The sequence below is a fragment of the Nocardia sp. NPDC056064 genome, from assembly GCF_042266925.1.
Taxonomy (GTDB): domain Bacteria; phylum Actinomycetota; class Actinomycetes; order Mycobacteriales; family Mycobacteriaceae; genus Nocardia.
Map to the genome: position 1 here is coordinate 3,469,430 of NZ_JBHJWO010000001.1, position 15,381 is coordinate 3,484,810.

General features: G+C 69.2%; 21 protein-coding genes and 1 riboswitch. Of the genes, 13 read left to right on the forward strand and 8 right to left on the reverse strand.

The features are described from left to right. Window positions 1–7 precede the first annotated feature (7 nt). The 6 genes from ACFC06_RS16000 to ACFC06_RS16025 all read left to right on the forward strand — a co-directional run bounded on the left by ACFC06_RS16000 (window position 8) and on the right by ACFC06_RS16025 (window position 2,658). Window positions 8–241 carry a hypothetical protein gene (locus ACFC06_RS16000; protein ID WP_375931090.1) on the forward strand — a complete coding sequence of 78 codons (234 nt, stop codon included), beginning with the start codon at window positions 8–10 and terminating at the stop codon, window positions 239–241. Between the two features lie 14 nt (window positions 242–255). Next, window positions 256–1,353 (forward strand): SPFH domain-containing protein, encoded by a 1,098-nt coding sequence (locus ACFC06_RS16005; RefSeq protein ID WP_375931092.1) that lies wholly within the window; start codon window positions 256–258, stop codon window positions 1,351–1,353. Window positions 1,354–1,420: 67 nt separating this feature from the next. After that, the gene (locus ACFC06_RS16010; RefSeq protein WP_375931095.1) at window positions 1,421–1,762 is read left to right on the forward strand and encodes a type II toxin-antitoxin system RelE/ParE family toxin; all 342 of its coding nucleotides are present in this window, start codon (window positions 1,421–1,423) and stop codon (window positions 1,760–1,762) included. Window positions 1,763–1,842: 80 nt separating this feature from the next. Further along, window positions 1,843–2,073, forward strand: a complete 231-nt coding sequence (locus tag ACFC06_RS16015; RefSeq protein ID WP_375931098.1) for a helix-turn-helix domain-containing protein — start codon at window positions 1,843–1,845, stop codon at window positions 2,071–2,073. Between the two features lie 92 nt (window positions 2,074–2,165). Beyond that, window positions 2,166–2,513, forward strand: coding sequence for a hypothetical protein (locus tag ACFC06_RS16020; protein ID WP_375931100.1), 348 nt, complete (start codon window positions 2,166–2,168; stop codon window positions 2,511–2,513). 16 nt (window positions 2,514–2,529) lie between these two features. Further along, on the forward strand, window positions 2,530–2,658 hold the full coding sequence (locus tag ACFC06_RS16025) for a hypothetical protein (RefSeq protein WP_375931103.1): 129 nt from the start codon (window positions 2,530–2,532) through the stop codon (window positions 2,656–2,658). 83 nt (window positions 2,659–2,741) lie between these two features. On the opposite strand, the gene ACFC06_RS16030 is transcribed toward ACFC06_RS16025, so the two are convergent. The 4 genes from ACFC06_RS16030 to ACFC06_RS16045 form a co-directional block, all read right to left on the reverse strand. After that, window positions 2,742–3,287, reverse strand: coding sequence for an STM3941 family protein (locus tag ACFC06_RS16030; RefSeq protein ID WP_375931105.1), 546 nt, complete (start codon window positions 3,285–3,287; stop codon window positions 2,742–2,744). A gap of 69 nt (window positions 3,288–3,356) precedes the next feature. Beyond that, the gene (locus ACFC06_RS16035; RefSeq protein WP_375931108.1) at window positions 3,357–4,565 is read right to left on the reverse strand and encodes an O-succinylhomoserine sulfhydrylase; all 1,209 of its coding nucleotides are present in this window, start codon (window positions 4,563–4,565) and stop codon (window positions 3,357–3,359) included. Between the two features lie 11 nt (window positions 4,566–4,576). Continuing rightward, window positions 4,577–4,993, reverse strand: coding sequence for a rhodanese-like domain-containing protein (locus tag ACFC06_RS16040; RefSeq protein ID WP_375931111.1), 417 nt, complete (start codon window positions 4,991–4,993; stop codon window positions 4,577–4,579). Window positions 4,994–5,010: 17 nt separating this feature from the next. Beyond that, window positions 5,011–5,129: riboswitch (SAM riboswitch) on the reverse strand. Window positions 5,130–5,174: 45 nt separating this feature from the next. Further along, window positions 5,175–5,633, reverse strand: coding sequence for a hypothetical protein (locus ACFC06_RS16045; RefSeq protein WP_375931114.1), 459 nt, complete (start codon window positions 5,631–5,633; stop codon window positions 5,175–5,177). A 162-nt stretch (window positions 5,634–5,795) separates the two neighbouring features. Between ACFC06_RS16045 and ACFC06_RS16050 the strand changes: the two genes are divergently transcribed. Both ACFC06_RS16050 and ACFC06_RS16055 read left to right on the forward strand, forming a co-directional pair. Next, the gene (locus ACFC06_RS16050) at window positions 5,796–7,184 is read left to right on the forward strand and encodes an FAD-dependent oxidoreductase (protein ID WP_375931116.1); all 1,389 of its coding nucleotides are present in this window, start codon (window positions 5,796–5,798) and stop codon (window positions 7,182–7,184) included. A 214-nt stretch (window positions 7,185–7,398) separates the two neighbouring features. Further along, window positions 7,399–8,268 carry an amidohydrolase family protein gene (locus tag ACFC06_RS16055; RefSeq protein ID WP_375931119.1) on the forward strand — a complete coding sequence of 290 codons (870 nt, stop codon included), beginning with the start codon at window positions 7,399–7,401 and terminating at the stop codon, window positions 8,266–8,268. Between the two features lies 1 nt (window position 8,269). On the opposite strand, the gene ACFC06_RS16060 is transcribed toward ACFC06_RS16055, so the two are convergent. Further along, the gene (locus ACFC06_RS16060; protein ID WP_375931122.1) at window positions 8,270–8,752 is read right to left on the reverse strand and encodes a DUF456 domain-containing protein; all 483 of its coding nucleotides are present in this window, start codon (window positions 8,750–8,752) and stop codon (window positions 8,270–8,272) included. A gap of 125 nt (window positions 8,753–8,877) precedes the next feature. Between ACFC06_RS16060 and ACFC06_RS16065 the strand changes: the two genes are divergently transcribed. Both ACFC06_RS16065 and ACFC06_RS16070 read left to right on the forward strand, forming a co-directional pair. Beyond that, window positions 8,878–9,975, forward strand: a complete 1,098-nt coding sequence (locus ACFC06_RS16065) for a CaiB/BaiF CoA transferase family protein (protein ID WP_375931125.1) — start codon at window positions 8,878–8,880, stop codon at window positions 9,973–9,975. A gap of 77 nt (window positions 9,976–10,052) precedes the next feature. Next, on the forward strand, window positions 10,053–10,427 hold the full coding sequence (locus ACFC06_RS16070; protein WP_375931128.1) for a hypothetical protein: 375 nt from the start codon (window positions 10,053–10,055) through the stop codon (window positions 10,425–10,427). On the opposite strand, the gene ACFC06_RS16075 is transcribed toward ACFC06_RS16070, so the two are convergent. Beyond that, the gene (locus ACFC06_RS16075; RefSeq protein WP_375931131.1) at window positions 10,428–11,930 is read right to left on the reverse strand and encodes a PLP-dependent aminotransferase family protein; all 1,503 of its coding nucleotides are present in this window, start codon (window positions 11,928–11,930) and stop codon (window positions 10,428–10,430) included. It lies immediately after the preceding gene. A gap of 62 nt (window positions 11,931–11,992) precedes the next feature. On the opposite strand from ACFC06_RS16075, the gene ACFC06_RS16080 reads away from it, so the two are divergent. From ACFC06_RS16080 to ACFC06_RS16090, 3 genes are all read left to right on the forward strand, one after another. Next, window positions 11,993–12,289: a hypothetical protein gene (locus ACFC06_RS16080; RefSeq protein ID WP_375931134.1), complete on the forward strand. Its 297-nt coding sequence runs from the start codon at window positions 11,993–11,995 to the stop codon at window positions 12,287–12,289. Next, window positions 12,286–12,858: a methylated-DNA--[protein]-cysteine S-methyltransferase gene (locus ACFC06_RS16085; RefSeq protein ID WP_375931137.1), complete on the forward strand. Its 573-nt coding sequence runs from the start codon at window positions 12,286–12,288 to the stop codon at window positions 12,856–12,858. Before ACFC06_RS16080 ends, ACFC06_RS16085 begins: the two co-directional genes overlap by 4 nt. An 85-nt stretch (window positions 12,859–12,943) precedes the next feature. Beyond that, a complete protein-coding gene (locus tag ACFC06_RS16090; protein WP_375931139.1) occupies window positions 12,944–13,762 on the forward strand; it encodes an alpha/beta fold hydrolase in 819 nt (272 codons plus the stop codon). A gap of 15 nt (window positions 13,763–13,777) precedes the next feature. On the opposite strand, the gene ACFC06_RS16095 is transcribed toward ACFC06_RS16090, so the two are convergent. Together ACFC06_RS16095 and ACFC06_RS16100 are read right to left on the reverse strand one after the other, a co-directional pair. Further along, complete coding sequence (locus ACFC06_RS16095; RefSeq protein ID WP_375931142.1) at window positions 13,778–14,071, reverse strand: hypothetical protein; 294 nt, start codon at window positions 14,069–14,071, stop codon at window positions 13,778–13,780. Window positions 14,072–14,285: 214 nt separating this feature from the next. Further along, window positions 14,286–15,359, reverse strand: coding sequence for a hypothetical protein (locus ACFC06_RS16100; protein WP_375931145.1), 1,074 nt, complete (start codon window positions 15,357–15,359; stop codon window positions 14,286–14,288). Window positions 15,360–15,381 lie beyond the last annotated feature (22 nt).

The window sequence follows — 15,381 nt, forward strand, 5'->3', positions numbered from 1 at the left end:
AGCCGAGATGACCGACCCCGTGCAGGGCATGACGGGCACCATCACGTCATCGATCCGTGCGGCGGGCGCGCTCGGCGAGGTCCTGATCGCGATCCGTGGCGGGACCGAGCTCTACCTGGCACGGGCCGAGGAGCCGATCGAGGCGGGCGCCACGGTGCTGATCGTCGCGGTCCATCCGGGGCGCGTCGTCGACGTGGTCAGCTGGATTCCCCTCGCACCGCAACCGCCGCAGGACAATTGAGAGAAGGGGCTCGCATGCTGGGCTATCACGTTCCCGATCCCGACGAGGCCATGCTGGTCAGCGGTGCCAAGAGCAAGGACAACGCGCCGTTCAAGGTGGTCATCGGGCGCGGCACCTGGGTGGTTCCGCTGTTCCGCAAGGTGCGCTACCTGTCGCTGGCGATGTTCGAATCCGAGATCCGCGAGCGGTGCGTCACCAAGCAGGCCATCCAGCTCGACGTGCGCGCGGTGATCGCGTTCAAGGTCGCCAACGACACCCCGTCCATCGTCAACGCGGCCCAGCGCTTCCTGTCCGAGCAGGAGCAGGAGATGTCGGTGCTGACCGGGCGCATCTTCTCCGGTCACCTGCGTTCGATCGTCGGCTCGATGACCGTCGAGGAGATCATCCGCGAACGCCAGAAGCTGGCCGACGAGGTACTGCTGGCCTCCAAGGTGGAGATGAGCAATATCGGCCTGTGGGTCGACTCGTTCCAGATCCAGTCCATCGACGACGGCGACCTCGGCTACATCAACGCCCTGGCCGCCCCGCACAACGCGGCCGTGCAGCGCGACGCCCAGATCGCCCAGGCCCAGGCCGCCCAGCGCTCCGCCGAGGCCGAACAGGAATCGCTGCGCCGCCAGGCCGAATACGAGCGCGAGACCTCCATCCTCAAGGCGCAGTACCAGCGCGATATCGACAAGGCCAGGGCCGAAGCCGCCCAGGCAGGCCCGCTCGCCGACGCCATCGCCCGCCAGGAAGTGCTCACCGCCCAGGCCGAACAGGCCCGCAAGAACGCCGAACTGCGCGAGCAGGAACTCCAGGCCGAGGTCGTCAAACCCGCCCTGGCCGAAGCCGAACGCGTCCGCATCCTCGCCGAGGCCGAAGCCGACCGCACCCGCATCCAGGCCGACGCCGCCGCCTCCAACAACCGCATCGCCCTCGACCAGCTGCTCATCGAACAACTCCCCGAAATCGTCAAACAGGCCTCCACCGGCCTCGCCAACGCCAACCTCACCGTCCTCAACGGCCCCGACGGCGTCGGCGAACTGGTCAACGGCATGGTCGGCCAGGGGTTGACGGTCTTCAACTCCTTGCAGAAGGCGCTGTCGAACGGGGAGGTCGACAAGAACTGATCCACGAAACGGCCGACGCCTGATACGCCCTGTGGCATCTAGATGCCACAGGGCGTATTCTCGTGAGGTGGGATGGAACGTCTACCTCACCAAGCAGGTCCTGAACTGGGTGGATGGCTTGGACGGCGTCATGTTCGACCACTACGAGGCAGCGCGTCAGGAATTGGAGGAAAGAGGCCCGGGGCTGGGGCGCCCGTGGGTCGACACACTCGTCGCATCGCGGCATTCGAACATGAAGGAACTTCGGATACCAGGGTCGAATGCGCGAATCATCTTCGCGTTCGATCCGAAGCGATCGGCAATACTGCTGATCGCCGGCGACAAGACACACCGATGGCAGCAGTGGTATCGGGAGAATATCCCCATCGCCGACCGCATTTTCGATGAGCACCTTGGAGGACTGGGCTGATGGAACTATTCGAAAGCAACCGGTCTCGGCATCCAGACGGCGGGCACGACCCGGCACGAGTCGCGGCCGTGCGGAAGAAGATGCGTTCTGTGGAGCGGGCGTATCGGCTCGCCGAACTCCGGGAAGCCAAGCAACTCAATCAGACCGAGCTCGGCGACCGGATCGGGATCGGCCAGCGGACGGTGTCGAAGATCGAACACGGTGAGATCGAACGGTCGCGGCTCGAGACGATCCGCAAGTACGTCGAGGGGCTCGGCGGCGAAGTCGAAGTGGTGGCGCGATTCGGCGACGAGGCTTTCACCATCGCCTGAGGGTCGGCAAGGTCTGAGCCGGGCTGCTAACAGCACCCGGCCTGACGTCGATCCACCAGGGCCAACTCGTAGTTCGAAACAAGGACTGACTCATGGGATTGTGGATCGGGAATCCGGGGCTGGGGCCCTCCGAAACGGTGCGGTGGCAGAAGCTCGCCAATCGGACTCAGGGCAGCCGGGCTGTCGGCGGGCGTCTGTATCTGACCGAGAGCCGGCTGCTTTTCGTCCCCACGCACCTGGACTCGGTCACCGGGGGCAAGCGCTGGGAGCTGCCGCTGGCCCAGCTGCGTTCCGTCGGCAGGCAGAACGCTGACGGCGGACTGTTCAGTGGTGGACTGCGCACCCGGCTGCGCCTGGACACCGACGCAGGGACCGAACTCTTCGTCGTCAACGACATCGACGAGGTGATCGCCGAACTCGACGCGGCCCGATCCGGGTAGCTGCGCGGCCAGGGCGGTGTTCCCTTACCGGCGGCTGCGCGCGGACAGCGAGGACCTCGTCGCTCGATCGAGCATGGACGACGATGACGACATCGACTTCGATCCGGCGCCGCTCGGGCTCGAACTGAAGGACTCCGAGCTGTGAACTACCTGCTCGACACCGATGTGCTCAGTGAGCTGCGGAAGTCGGAGCGGGCCGCGCCGTAACAACCCACTCGGCGACCTGGCTCAGGGCGTGACGATCAGGGTGGGGTGGTAGGAGCGCATTGCCGCGATGACCAGTTCCGCCGAGGTGCCGAGCATGGATTCCGGGTAGTTGATCGTGCCGAATCCGAGTTTTTGATTCGTCTTGGCCAGCAGGCGGATCCAACGCGAGCTGCGGGCGAAGTACGCGGCGGGGTCGTGCAGGCCGACCTGGACGTAGCGGATCGTCGACACCGCCGACGTGCGCTGGACGAACAGCCGCACGTGGGAAACCTCGCCCCAGGTCAGCGTGCCCGATTGACGGTGCTCGATGCCCTCGGCGGTGAGCACGAGTTCCGGGCGGAGCCGGATCAGGCGACCGAAGAAGAAGATTCCGCAGCCGATACCCATCGGCAGGCACACCACGCCGCCGACCAGCCCCAGCAGCGGCACATCGCTGTCACCGGCCAGGCCGAGCCAGACGATCACCCCACCGATCACCACGAACACCGCGGACAGCCAGATCATCAGCACAGTCCGCAACATCGATGGGTAGTAGATGGTCGCCGGTCGCGCGATTCCCCCAGTCATGACCGCAGTTTAGTGCGGTGACGACGGGCAGCACCGGCTTCCGGTCATCCGATCCCCTACTCGCGCGGGCTAGTTCAGGGCGTGGTCGAGGTCGGTGAGGAGGTCTTCGATGTCTTCGAGGCCGACCGAGATGCGGACTACGCCGTCGGAGAGGCCGATGGAGGCTCGGCCTTCGGGGCCCATGGCTCGGTGGGTGGTGGTGGCGGGGTGGGTGATGAGGGTTTTGGCGTCGCCGAGGTTGTTGGAGATGTCGATGACGCGCAGGCGGTTGAGGACCTCGAAGGCGCGCTTCTTGCCGTTGTCGCCGGCGAGTTCGAAGGTGACGACGGTGCCGCCGCCGGACATCTGCTCGGTGGCCAGCGCGTGCTGGGGGTGGGATTCCAGGAAGGGGTACTTGACCCAGTTCACGGACTTGTTGGTCTCCAGGAACCGGGCGACCTTCAACGCGGAATCGGTGGACTGGCGCACGCGCAGCGGCATGGTCTCCAGGCCCTTGAGCAGGGTCCAGGCGTTGAACGGGCTCAGGGCGGGGCCGGTGTGGCGCATCAGGTTCTTGACGGGGCCGTCGATGTAGTCCTGGGCGCCGAGGATGGCGCCGCCGAGGACGCGGCCCTGGCCGTCGATGTGCTTGGTGCCGGAGTAGACGACCACGTCGGCGCCGAGTTCGAAACCGCGCTGCAGCAGCGGGGTGGCGAAGACGTTGTCCAGCACCACCTTCGCGCCCGCGGCGTGGGCCAGCTCGGTGACCTTGCGGACGTCGACGAGGGTCTGCATCGGGTTGGCGGGGGTCTCGAAGAACACGGCCTGGGTGGGCACCGAGAGGGCCTGCTCCCACTGCTCGAGGTCGTCACCGTCGACGAAGACGGTCTCGATGCCCCAGCGCGGCAGGATCTCGTTGCACACCACGAAACAGGAACCGAACAGGCTGCGCGCGGCGACGAGCCGGTCGCCGGCCTTCAGCAGCGCGCCCAGCGCGGTGAACACCGCGGACATGCCGGAAGCGGTCGCGAACGCGGCTTCGGCGCCGTCGAGCAGGCGGATGCGCTCCTCGAACATGGCCACGGTCGGGTTGCCGTAGCGGGAGTAGACGAAGTGCTCGACCTCGCCGGTGAACGCGGCCTCGGCGGCCTCGGCGCTCTCGTAGACGAAACCCGAGGTCAGATACAGCGCCTCGGAGGTCTCCTCGAAACCGGAGCGGCGCAGTCCGCCGCGAACCCCGAGGGTGGCGGGGCCGACGCCCTCGGGCAGTGGCTTGTCGAACGAACCACCGGTGATCATGCGTTCTCTCCTTATGCCTGGCGCCACGGCAGGCCGACCGCGCGCCAGCCCACGCTGCCACGCCGGCCGAACGCGTCGGGTCCGCCCTCGAAACCGTCCAGCACGTTGTAGGACGGGGCGATGCCCGCCGCGGTCGCCACGGTCGCCGCGCCGATGGAGCGCTGACCGGAGCGACACAGGAACACCACGGGCGCGTCGTCGGGGCGGCCGGCCAGCGCCTGCTCGAGCTGGGCGCCGAATTCCGGATTTCGCGCGCCGGTGCCGTCGACCCACTCGATGAAGTGGGCCGGGCGCTCGATGGAGCTGGTGTCGGGGATGCCGATCTGCGCCCACTCGCCTTCGGTGCGCACGTCGACCAGCACCGCGCCGGGGTGCTCGGTCAGGATCTCCCACGCCTTCTCAGGGGTGATGTCGCCGGCGTAAGTCATGTCGAACCTCCTGCGTGAATCCGCTCTTGCCGTGCCGGAACTCCGGGACACACGGCCAGGTCGTCACCCGGAGCACCCCACCGCGGAGGAGGGTTGCCGGCCAGCGAGCCGGGGCTTGGCGCTGGCACTCATGACCTTGCGATCTGAGATTGCCCCGGCACTGGTCACCGTGTCAAACAGGTCAGGGTGCGCACACCAGCCAGGTGCCCTCGACCCTGGTCAGGTTCCAGGTGCTGGTGGCGGGCGTGTCGCCGATCAGCACGGTGGCGTCGATCTTGGCGCGATCACCGTTGACGGTCGCGTTCGCGAAGCCCTTCTTGTCGATCGTCACCGCCGATTTCGCGCCCCCGAGCCGCTCGGTGAGGCCGGATTTCTCCTCGTCGAACCCGGGGCAGGCGACACCGGGCGGCGGACGCAGCTCGCTGCGTGAGCGCGCGTCGATATAGTTGGTGACGGCGGCCGCGAACCGGTCGGCCTCTGTGACATTTTTCTCAGCGGGCGCGAGCAAGCCGCCCAGCACGATCCCGATGAGCACCAGGACCGCGATGACCGCGGCCGCGACGAACGGGACGACCGATCGTTTGTCGGTCTGATCCACCACGATGGGCTGCTCGTCCGAGCCGGTTCGCTCCTCGTTCATGGTGCAATCCTGACAGACCGGGCGCGAGCAACCGCACCGCGCGCCGGGTGGCCACGACAGCGCGGATAGAATCGGCGGAATGCTGCCAGCAGCCGGACTGTCAACTTAGCCTAAGCTAAATTGACGCCGTCAATAGTTTTCGACCAAAGGGTGCGCGTAGAAATGACCGAACAGAGTGCAGCGACTCGCCCACTTCGCATCGCGATCGTCGGTGCCGGCCCGGCCGGTATCTACGCCGCCGACGCGTTGATGAAGTCCGATGCCGAGGTGTCGATCGACCTCTACGAGCGCATGCCCGCGCCGTTCGGCCTGATCCGCTACGGCGTCGCCCCCGACCACCCGCGCATCAAGGGCATCATCACCGCCCTGCACAAGGTGCTCGACAAGGAGCAGGTGCGCCTGCTCGGCAACATCGACTACGGCACCGACATCAACCTCGACGACCTGCGTCAGTTCTACGACGCGGTGATCTTCTCCACCGGCGCCAACGCCGACCGCGCGCTGCCCATCCCCGGCATCGACCTCGACGGCTCCTACGGCGCCGCGGACTTCGTGTCCTGGTACGACGGCCACCCGGACGTGCCGCGCAGCTGGCCGCTGGACGCCGAGAAGGTCGCCGTCCTCGGTGTCGGCAACGTGGCCCTGGACGTGGCCCGCGTGCTGGCCAAGACCGGTGACGAGCTGCTGCCGACCGAGATCCCGCCGAACGTCTACAAGGGCCTCAAGGCCAACAAGGCCGTCGAGGTGCACGTGTTCGGCCGCCGCGGCCCGGCGCAGGCCAAGTTCACCCCGCTCGAGCTGCGCGAACTCGACCACTCGCCGACGATCGAGGTGATCGTCGATCCCGAGGACATCGACTACGACGAGGGCTCGGAGGCGGCGCGCCGCAACTCCAAGCAGGTCGACATGGTCGCCAACACCCTCGAGCAGTGGGCGATCCGCGACCAGGGCGACCGCCCGCACAAGCTGTTCCTGCACTTCTTCGAGTCGCCCGCCGAGATCATCGGCGAGAACGGCCAGGTCGTCGGTCTCAAGACCGAGCGCACCCAGCTCGACGGCACCGGCAACGTCAAGGGCACCGGCGAGTTCAAGCAGTGGGACGTGCAGGCGATCTACCGCGCGGTGGGTTACCTGTCGCAGAACGTCACCCAGCTGCCCTTCGACGACCAGGCCGGCACCGTGCCCAACGAGGCCGGGCGCGTGCTCGTCGACGAGGCCGCCGAGGGCTCGGCCCGCTTCATGCCCGCCACCTACGTGACCGGCTGGATCAAGCGCGGCCCGGTCGGCCTGATCGGCCACACCAAGGGTGACGCCAACGAGACCATCGCCTGCCTGCTCGACGACGCCAAGGACTTCACCCCCGCGGCCAAGCCTGAGCTCGACGCGGTGACCGAGTTCCTGGAGAGCAAGGGCATCCCGTTCACCACCTGGGCCGGCTGGTACCGCCTCGACGCCCACGAGCGCGCCCTGGGCGAGCCCGAGGGCCGCGAGCGCGTGAAGGTCGTCGAGCGCGAGGACATGCTGCGCGCCTCGGAGCCCAACAAGGTCTAGGCACGACGGACGGCCGCGCTGACCGCGCTACCGGCACCGCACATCCCGACCTCGAGGAGGGATCGCCGACGAAGTCGGCGGTTCGCGGCCGTCCCGTCGATCAGGCGCCGTTGCGTACGCGACGAAGGAGCAAGCAACGGCGCCTGATCGACGGGACCCAAGGGGCCGCGAACTCGAGCGCGCCAGCGCTCCAGAAATAGGGCATTCTGTACAAGTGTTCGATGCGCATGTTCACGTGATCGATCCGCGGTTTCCGCTGATCGAGAACGAGGGCTACCTCCCAGACCACTACATCATCGATGACTACCGAAAGCGGATGCAGCGCTTCGAGGTTCGGGGTGGGGCGGTGGTGAGCGCCTCGTTCCAGGGGACCGACCAGTCCTACCTGAAAGCCGCGCTGGCCGCGCTCGGGCCCGACTGGGTGGGTGTCACCCGGCTGGATCTGGACGCCACCGACGACGAGATCATCGAACTGGACCGGGCCGGCGTCCGCGCGCTGCGTTTCAACCTCAAGCGCGCCGCCGCCGACATCACCGAGATGACCCTGCAGGCCCTGCGCGCGCACGAGCTGGCGGGCTGGCACGTCGAGCTCTACATCGACGGGCAGATGCTGGCCTCGCTGCAACCGGTGATCTCCAAGCTGCCCGCGCTCTCGATCGACCACCTGGGCATGTCCGAGGAGGGCCTGCCGTATCTGCTGGATCTGGTGGATCGCGGGGCCAGGGTGAAGGCGACGGGGTTCGGCCGGGTCGACATGGATGTGGCCGAGACGCTGCGGCGCATCCACGCGGTGAACCCGGGTGCGTTGATGTTCGGCACCGATCTGCCGGGTACGCGCGCGGGCAGGCCGTTCGAGGATCGCGATGTCGAGCTGATCAGCCGGGTCGTCGGGGCCGATGTGCACGCCGTGCTCGAGGACAATGCCCGCGAGTTCTACCGGCTGCCCGCCGTCGACCGGCCCGCGGCGGACCCGCTGCCGACCATGCCGATGCCCCGCACCGACAATCCGACGGTGCCGATCCCCCGCGACCAGCTCCCCGGCGCGGACGCGCATACCCGCCCGCTGCCGGTGATCGAGAAGTAGCTCAGGCCATGATCGCGCCGGTGAACCAGACACCGGCCGCGATCAGCGCGCCGAACAGTTCGACGAGCATGGACAGGCCGACGCCTTTGAGCGCGTGCACGGTGGCGGGCCAGGCCAGCCGGTTGACCTTCAACCGGTACAGCTCGGCCAGGTACACGCCGAGCACGAAGCCGATGAACAGGCCGACGACCGGGATCACGAAGAACCCGATGACACCCAGGACCGCCCCGGCCAGCAACGCCTTGTTGGACACCCCCGCCTCGCGCATCCGGCGCCCCGGCCAGGTGTATTTCACGACGCCGGAGATGATCAGCGCGACCGAGGCGATCGCGAGCACCGTCCAGGCCGTCGTGCCGCCGGTGACGAACGCCCAGACCGCGATCGCGGCGAAGATGAGAATCACCCCCGGCAGAATCGGTACGATCACGCCGACGATGCCGACGAGAATGACGAGGCCGACCACGACCTCACCCCACACGCTCACTACCGGGTCCTCCCGTTTCCGCGCCGAGTAGCGCCACCGAATTCTCGCCCATCGGCTACCCGAGCCGCCATCCCAGCGCTATTGTCGAAGTGTCAATACCGTTCGACGACGAACTGAGGTCAGGCGTGAGCAGCGAGTCCACCGCCAAGCAGGGGCCCCTCGCGGGCATCAAGGTCATCGAGCTGGCGGGCATCGGGCCCGGCCCGCACGCCGCGCTACTGCTGGCCGACCTCGGCGCCGACGTGGTGCGCGTGCAGCGCCCGAAGCAGCTGCCCGGCTTCCTCGAGCGTCCGCAGTGGCGCGGGCGCACCATCGTCGAGGCGAACCTGAAGGACCCCGCCGACGTCGCCAAGATCCTCGACCTGGTCGAGAAGGCCGACGTGCTGCTCGAGGGCTTCCGCCCCGGCGTCACCGAGCGCATGGGCCTCGGACCCGACGAGGCGCTGGCGCGCAACCCGCGCCTGGTCTACGGCCGGATGACCGGCTGGGGCCAGCACGGTCCGCTCGCCGACCGCGCGGGCCACGACATCAACTACATCTCGCTGACCGGCGTGCTCAACGCCATCGGCCGCAAGGGCGAGCGCCCGGTGCCGCCGCTGAACATGGTCGGCGACTTCGGCGGTGGCTCGATGTTCCTGGTGTTCGGCGTGCTCGCCGCGCTGGTGGAGCGGCAGAGCTCGGGCAAGGGCCAGGTGATCGACGCCGCGATGGTCGACGGCGCGCTGGCGCTGTCGCACATGATCTGGGGCATGCGCGGGATCGGCCTGTGGTCCGACGAGCGCGGCACCAACCTGCTCGACACCGGCATGGCCTTCTACGACACCTACGAGACCTCCGACGGCAAGTACATGGCCGTCGGCGCGATCGAGCCCCAGTTCTACGAGCAACTGCTGGCCGGACTCGGGATCGACGCGGAAGGTCTGCCCAACCAGCTCGACCCGGACGGGCAGGAGCAGCTGCGCAAGCTGTTCACCGACAAGTTCAAGACCAAGACCCGCGACGAGTGGACCGCGATCTTCGACGGCACCGACGCCTGCACCACCCCGGTGCTCACCTTCACCGAGGCCACCGAGAACCCGCACATCGCGGCGCGCACCGGCCTGATCGAGATCGACGGCGTGGTGCAGCACGCGCCCGCGCCGCGCTTCTCGCGCACCCCCGGCGGCATCCCCACCCCGCCGCCCTCCGTCGCGACACCGATCGAAACGGTCTGGGCTGACTGATTTCCCGGCCTGTCGTCGGTAGTCTGACGACCATCGACGACAGGATTCGGGTCCGCACCGGCCATCGGCCACCGAAGGTGCTCGCCGCATTCATCGCGGCGGCCACCTTCGGTTCGGCACTGCTCGCGTTCACCTTCGCCGAGGGATTCCTCGACACCCGCCGCGCGCAACTGCTCGAATCCGGTTGCCGCCGCGACATTCCCGTCCCCATCGCGGTCACCGCGCTCAACGGGCTGGCCACCGGACTGCTGGTGGCCACCGGCGCGTCGCTGATCTGCCTGCTGGTGCTGCTGTTCCGCTACCCGTCGACCCGCAGCGCCATCGCGGTGCCGTTCACCACGCTGGCCTTCATCGTCTCGGCGCTGTTCCTGCTCGGGGTCGGCTACGAGACGGTGAATCCCGATCCGGCGCAGCCGAGCGCGGCGGGCTACCGGCCGTGCGGGTTCGGCTGATCAATAGCAGGTGAGCGGTTGCAGCGGGTCGGCCGCGCGCGGGGTGAGCGCGGCATAGGCCGACGCGATGGATTTCACGGCCAGCCGCAGCTCCGGTTCGGGGTGGGTGAAGGGCAGGCGCAGGAAACGCTCGAAGGCGCCCTGCACACCGAAACGCGGTCCGGCGGCGAGCAGGACGCCGTGATTGGGCGCGGTGGCGGCCAGCGCGGTGGAGACCGGACTGGGCAGTTGCGCCCACAGCGACATCCCGCCCGCGCCGGGCGCGATGTGCCAGCCGGGCAGGTCCTCGGCGACGGCGTCGAGCAGAGCGTTGCGCTGGGCGCGCAGCTGTTCGCGGCGGCGGTCGAGGATGGGATCGGCGTTTTCCAGCAGGTCGACGGTGGCGAGCTGGTCCATCACCGGGGTGCCGAGGTCGACGGTGGCGCGGATGCCGAGCAGCTTGGTGATCAGCGCCTGGTTGGTGCGAATCCAGCCCACGCGCAGGCCGCCCCAGAACGACTTGGAGGCCGAGCCGATGGTGATGATCTCCGCGCCCTTGGCGAAGGCGGCCACCGGCGGCGGCATCGGGGCGCCGGAGAGATTGAGTTCGCTCATCGACTCGTCGACCACGATGGTCATCCTGGTGTCGCGGGCGATGGCGGCCAGTTCGGCGCGGCCCGCCTCGTCGAGCAGCAGGCCGGTGGGGTTGTTGAAGTCGGGCACCAGGTAGGCCAGCGTCGCCGCGGTCTGCCGGGCGGTGCTGCGGATACCGTCGAGATCCCAACCGGCGTGCGGGAATTCGGGCCGCAGCGGCACCGGGATCGGGCGCGCGCCGACATCGCGGATGGCCTCGATCGCGTTCGGGTACGAGGGGTGCTCGATGAGCACGCGGGCGGCGGGCGAGGTGAGCACATTGAGCAGCAGCCGCAGGCCGTGCTGGGCGCCCAGGGTCACCAGGATCTGGTCGGGTTCGGTGGGCAGGCCGCGCGCGGTGTAGCGGCGGGCCAGTGCCTCGCGCAGCGCGAGCACGCCGACCGGGTCCATGCCGTGGGTGCCGAGGTAGGCCGGAATGCCTTGCAGGGCGGTGGCATACGCGTCGTGCAGTTCCGGCGGCGCGGACATGGCGGCGTAGGTCATGTCGATGGTCGGCAGCTCGGGCTGGGCCATCAGAGCCATGATGCCGCGCGCGGGCTTGGCGCCGTCGTGCTGGATGGCCGGGGGCAGGGCCACCGTGCTGCGCGAGCCCTGACGGCTGATCAGGTAGCCGTGCTCGCGCAGCAGCGAGTAGGTGGAGGTGATGGTGGTGCGGCTGACGCCGAGGGTCGCGGCCAGATCGCGCTCGCTGGGCAGGGCGACCCCGAGCGGGGCGCGGCCGTCGTGGATGAGCAGGCGGATGGCCTCGGCCAGCGCCAGATAGGCGGGCCGGTGCGGGCGGCGTTCGGGGGCGTCGCCGTCGGTTTCGGGGTCACGCCACCGGCCCAGGTCGCGGGCCAGGCCCGCCGCGCCGATCACTCTTGTCGCCATAAAGTCCAGTATTCCGTAAGTGGATATTTCTCGGCAAGGCCAGTCGGAGGATGGTGGGAAACATGACCACCTTCCTCGCTCTCGCCGTCGCCGTCCTCGTCGCAGTAGCCGTCTACCGCGCCTTCCCGAAGCGGGACGACCTCCCCTTCTGGCCGTTCCAATATCTGCCCCACGACCGGGCTTTCAGCACCTACGACGAGCAGCGCGCGCTGCGTGATCTGGACGCGGTGCGCGCCCACGAACCGATCCCGAAGAATCAGGCCAGTTGCGCGAAACTGGCTCTTTTCACAAGCCGCTGGCCGCCTGATCGCGGGGCCGGGCGGAACTTGTCACCCGGGCGGCGCACACTGTGCTCATGAGTTCCGGCACCGAATCGACCCGGACCGGCACGGTGGTCGCCGCCCTCTTCGACACCGCGATCGGACTGTGCGCGATCGCCTGGCGCGGCGAGACCGTCGTGCGGTTCCAGTTGCCCGAGGCGAGCGAGGAGGAGACGCTGGCCCGGATCACCCGGCCTCTCGGCGGCACGCCGGTCGAGGAGGGCGAGCCGGGGCCGGTGATCACCGAGGCCATCGCGGGGGTCAGGGCGCATCTGGACGGCGAGGTCGACCCGCTGCGCTGGATCGAGGTCGACCTGGCCGGCGTGCCGGAATTCCATCGCGCGGTCTACGCGGTGACCCGCGACATCGACCCCGGCCGCACCCTCAGTTACGGCGATATCGCCACCCGGTTGGGCGCGCCGGGCTCGGCGCAGGCCGTCGGCCAGGCGCTCGGGCGCAATCCGATTCCGCTGATCGTCCCCTGTCACCGGGTGCTCGCCGCCGACCACGCGCTGCACGGTTTCTCGGCCCCGGGCGGGATCGGCACCAAAGCGCGACTGCTCGAGATCGAGCGGACACCGGGGTTCGGCGAACCGATGCTGTTCTGAGGCCCGCTCCGGGAAACCCGCCCCGACCAGGGCGGTACCGGATCGCGTACGGTCGGGGGCGCCCAGGAATCGAGAGGACACCAGCATGCAGACTGTGACGTCGGCCGACGGCACCACGATCGCCTACGACCGGGTCGGCGAGGGCACGGCGGGGACGGTCATCCTGATCGGTGGAGCGTTCAGTTTCCGGGAGTCCCCGGCGATGACCGGGCTGGCGCAGTCACTGGCGAGCGACTACGACTTCACGGTGCTCAACTACGACCGGCGTGGGCGCGGCGACAGCGCCGATTCGCCCGGCGTGTACGACGTGGCCAACGAGATCGCCGATATCGCGGCACTGGTCGAGGCGGCCGGGGGCGAGGCCGCGCTGTTCGGGTGGTCCTCCGGGGCGGTGCTGGCACTGCTGGCGGCGCAGTCGGTGCCCGGCGTCGAGGCGGTGATCGCCTACGAGCCGCCGTTCGTCGTCGACCCGAAAGACCATGTGCCGCCGAAGGACCTGGCCGACAAGCTGAACCCGATGATCGCGGCGGGCAAGCGCAACAAGGCGGCTCGCTTCTACATGACCAAGGTGATGGGCACCCCGCTGCTGATGGTCGGGACCATGCGGATCACGCCGTTCTGGAAGAAACTCGCGGCGACCGCGGATTCCACCGCCCACGACTGGGCGGTGATGCGGCCCTACATGCGTGGTCAGCGGCTGAACGCGGCCGACTGGGCCGACGTGCGGGTGCCGGTGCTGGTGCTGGTCGGTGAGCTCACCGTGCCGCTGCTCACCAAGGGCGGCAAGGCGGTGGCCGAGGTGCTGCCGAACGCGGAGTTCAGCGAGCTGCCCGGGGTGAGCCACGATGCCAAGACCGCGGTACTCGCTCCGGTGGTCGGCGAATTCCTCACCCGCGCAAGGTAATACCGCTCCAGCAGGTCAGGGGGGTGGTGGGTGGTCGCGGTAGAACTGGCAGGGATCGCCGTCGAGATAGCCGTCCATGCAGGCGAAATAGGTCTGCACGCAGGCGTTGCTGGTGCAGCCGACGGTGTAGAGCATCCCGCGGATGCGCTCGTTGCGCTGCTGGGCGGGGGCGAGGGTCTGCGCGGGCGGGAGCGCGGTACTCACCGGTGACGCGCTCGGCGACGGGGTGGGCGGCGCGTCGGCGGCCGGGGCGCACCCCGCCGCGACACCGACCGCGAGCAACGCCAGCGCGAGACCACGCATCGCCATCAGTCACCTCCGTCCGCAAACCAGCTCCGACGGTACTCCCCTCGCCCCGCCTCCCGCCGCTTCGGTTGTCCTGATCCGGACATCCTTCGCGAAGTACGCGAATCGCGGAAGTCGCTGGTCAGGGCGTCACACGCGCTGGGGTCGGCGCGCGCTGCGGATGCCGGACGAGCTCAGTGCCCCCGACCGGGATTCGATCGGGGGCACTGTCGCGGTGTCAGTCCTTGCAGGGGCAGTCGGGCAGCTGGGGCAGCGCGATCTGCGGGAGGGCGACCTGCGGCAGCGGGACCACCGGGAGTTCCGGAAGCGCGGGGCAGGGCATGTTCGCCAGCTGGTCGTCGACCAGGGCCTCGAACGGGTCGGCCGGGCTGGCGGGGGCGTTCGGGTCGCCCTGGAAGGCGGTCGCGCCGACGACACTGCCGATGGCACCACCGGCGACGGCACCCACGGCCGCGGCCGGGATACCGGCGAGCGCGGCACCACCGGCCGCGCCGACGCCCGCGCCGATGAGCGCACCGGCACCCGCGGCACCCGCACCTGCGGCGATGATGAGCGGGGATTCGGTGAGCCAGACCGCCGGGAAGACCACCGGCGCACCCGGGCCGGTCGCGGCTGCCGCCAGCGCGGCGACACCGGCGGTCGCGGCGGTCGAACCCGCCACCCCGACACCGAAGCCGATGACCGTGCCCACCGCGGCACCGGCGGCGCCACCGACCACGCCACCCGCCACGGCGGCGGGCACGCCGACCACGGTCGCGCCGAGCAGCGCGCCGCCCACGGTGGCGGCGGCGATCTTGTCCGAACGGCTCGGGTTGATGCCCACCGAGCGGCCCTGGGTGGCGATGGCGGCTTCGATGTCGGCGGCGGTGGTGTTCACGCCGCCGAGCAGGTCCTCGGGGACCTCGTCCGGGACGGGGCGGGTGAAGTCACCGATGCGCAGGGTGCGCGGGGGCGGGGCGATGGGCGCCACCGGCTCGACCGCTTCGGGCAGGTGCAGGTCCTCGATGACGATCGGCGGAGCGGGCGCGGTGTACTCGGGCACCGGGCGCGGCTCGGGACGCAGCCGGTCGAGCGTGTCGGGGCCGTCGAAGGTCCCCAGCTCGGAGCGGCCCTCGTCGGCCGGCTCGGAGACACCCGGCTGCACCGGCGTATCGGTGACACCCGGCTGCACCGGCACCGCGACCGCGATACCCGCGCACGCCACGGCCAACGCCATGGGCAGCACCCCGGCCATCGGGCGGGCGACCCGCCGCACCGTCGAGTAGTTCACATCTTCTGACCGACGGATCACGCCGCACACCCACTCACACAAC